Genomic DNA, 2,659 nt, shown 5'->3' with positions numbered 1-2,659 from the left:
GTCTGATGGCTGATATCCCTTTGACGCGCGACCAGTTCCTGCTGCCCTTCGTCAGCATTCTCGACGATATCGGCGCCCCGACGGAGATGCTCCTGGAGAGATCACGGCTGCCATCGTCCCTGGCCGAAAAGACCGAGCTCTACCTTCCGCTTCTGCCGGCTCTGCGCTTTGTCGAGACCGCCCAGAGAACGCAGGGCATCGAGGATTTCGGCTTTCTCGCGGCCCAGCGCCTGCACTTCTCCCATATGAGGGAAAAGACCCGCGCCCTGATCGCTCATTCTTCGACCCTGCTCGTCGCGCTCCGGCATGCCTGCCACTGGGCGTCGCGGGAGGACACCATTCTGAGCATGTGGATCGAGCACGGCGCGGATCATGTGCGGGTTTGCAGCAGGCTCGCCGGGACAGGGCTCCTGCATCTGAAATACGCGCAATGGATCCAGAACATTTTCCCGGTCTACATCATCAAGCAATTCGCCGGCCCGGACTGGATGCCGACGGCGATCGCTTTCGAATCGTCTTATGCGCCGTGCCCGGCGACGCGATCCTGCTGGCCGAATGTGCGGTTTCTGTCGGGCCAGCATGCTGCATGGATCAGCCTGCCGGTCACGCTGCTCGGCCTGCCCAACCGTTCGGCCGCCCCGTTTCCGCCGCCGCGCGACAACGAGGATGGGCCTTCCGCCTACGACATCGTCGAACTCCTCAAACTGATGCTGCCGGCCTATCTCGACGAGGGAACAACTGCGCTTGCCGACGTCGCCGAGATCGCGGGCGTCAGCACACGGACGCTTCAACGCAAGCTCGCCCACGTCGGCCTGTCCTATTCGGACCTACTCGACACGGTCAGGTACGAGAATGCGAGCCGGCTTCTCCGCGACACCGATTGCAGGATCATCGACGTCGCCTTTTCCTCCGGCTACACGGATCCGGCGCATTTCAGCCGCGCCTTCCGACGGATGACGGGCGTCACGCCGCGCCAGTTTCGTGAGCAGTCGCAGCTCGGCTGAATGCGTGTCGCCGCGCGCCACAAACCGCCCAACCAACTGCTTGAGCCAGGATGCAGCAACCTTTTGGCTGGAGTGGAAGCCGAGCTCGCGGCCGAAGCGGATGCTTCGCGAGCGCCTTGCGTTGCTGACCTCGCATGCGCCTGTCACGATGCCCGACGGAGGATATACCATGAGCCTTGACGTCGCCCAGATTGATCGGCGCATTCGGGAGAGCTTTGCCAGGCAGGGGTTGATGCAAAGCCTCGGCGCAATGCTCGGCGAGGTCTCGCCCGGACAGGTGGAGGTATCGCTGATCCCCAGGCCCGAGGTTTCGCAACAGCACGGCTTCGTGCATGCGGGAGCGGTGAGCGCCATAGCTGACAGCGCTGCCGGCTATGCTGCCCTGAGCATGATGCCGATGGACCGGGGCGTGCTTACCGCCGAATTCAAGATCAACTTGCTGGCCCCGGCGGCGGGGGAGCGCATTGTCGCCCGAGGCAAAGTGGTCAAGTCCGGCCGGACGCTCACGCTTGCCCAAGCCGAAGTGTTCGCTGAGAGCGATGGCAAGGCGCGATTGATCGCACTCCTGACGGCGACACTGATGGCGATCGAAGGCCGGGACGGAATCGCTGACTGAGTTCGGCCTAATGACCTTTCCAGATGCAACGCTGCAGGCCCAAGGTCGCGAGCGGCCTTCGAATGAGGCGGGCCGCAGCCGGCCTCTTCACATTCACGGTCCGCTAGCATTGTCCCCGGAAGAGACGGCATAAATGCCAGGGCCCGGCTTGAGTCTGGTCGCGTTGCATATGGCCTTGTGAAGATCGGCCTGCCAGAATGGCTTGGCGAGGCGTTCCACTCCGGCCAATACCGTTTCAGGTATTTCAGCGTATCCGCTTGCGAGGATAATCGGAATATCCGGCCACCGGCTGGTTACCTCGGCGATCAGCTGGCCGCCGGTCATTTTAGGCATTGCATGGTCGGTAATAAGCAAATCGAAGCTTTCCTCGGACTCCAGTTTTTCCAGCGCTTCGGAACCGGAGTTGGCTTCAACCACCGTATGGCCGAGGTCTTCCAGGAGCGCGACGGTATTCATCAAGATGAGCGCGTCATCGTCGACGGCCAGTATTCTGAGAGAACTGCCCGGCTCTTCGACAGTTATCGTCTCCTCAGCCGTGACCGTCGAAGGGATTGCGGGTTCCGCCGCCGAGAGCCAAAGGATCGCGGTCGTCCCCTTTCCCAATTCGCTCTTGAGCTCCAGCCGCCCCCCCAGCTGCTGTGCAGTTCCAAGAACCATCGGCAATCCCAATCCAGTGCCTTTCCCAATTCCCTTGGTCGTGAAAAAGGGCTCCACCGCCTTCGCCAGAACGTCGGGGGCCATCCCGACGCCCTCGTCCACCACGATAATCTGGACGTAGCGTCCAGGTTTCAGCTCCGCGGGGCCGCTCATCTCCGCGTCGATATTCTTTGCGGAGATGGTGATTCTGCCGCCCTCAGGCATGGCGTCGCGCGCATTGACGGTAAGATTGAGAATGGCAAGCTCAAGCTGATTTCGATCTACGAGGATGTTGTCGAGGTCAGCCGGCAACGAAAAATCGAGATTTACGGAGGGGCCGAGCGACCGGCGGAGCAAGTCCGACATCGCACCCATCAGATCGAATACGCTTATCGGAACAGCC

Annotated in this window: 3 protein-coding genes; 2 read left to right on the top strand and 1 reads right to left on the bottom strand. The window is 61.6% G+C overall.

Features of this window, described 5'->3' with window-relative positions:
- Nucleotides 1-1,004: helix-turn-helix transcriptional regulator (locus AC1DVA_RS27520; protein WP_476808001.1), on the top strand; the 1,004-nt coding region annotated here is incomplete at its 5' end.
- Nucleotides 1,005-1,173: 169 nt separating this feature from the next.
- Nucleotides 1,174-1,620, top strand: a complete 447-nt coding sequence (locus AC1DVA_RS27515; RefSeq protein WP_265051842.1) for a PaaI family thioesterase — start codon at nucleotides 1,174-1,176, stop codon at nucleotides 1,618-1,620.
- A 93-nt stretch (nucleotides 1,621-1,713) separates the two neighbouring features.
- Here the strand turns inward: AC1DVA_RS27515 and AC1DVA_RS27510 are convergent.
- Nucleotides 1,714-2,659, bottom strand: a 946-nt coding sequence (locus tag AC1DVA_RS27510; protein WP_476808000.1) for an ATP-binding protein, incomplete at its 5' end; no start/stop codon positions are given.

Source organism: Allobosea sp. P4_C6 (assembly GCF_056402015.1).
The sequence above is the reverse complement of the archived record's forward strand: the minus strand, read 5'-3'. Positions and strand labels throughout refer to the sequence as shown.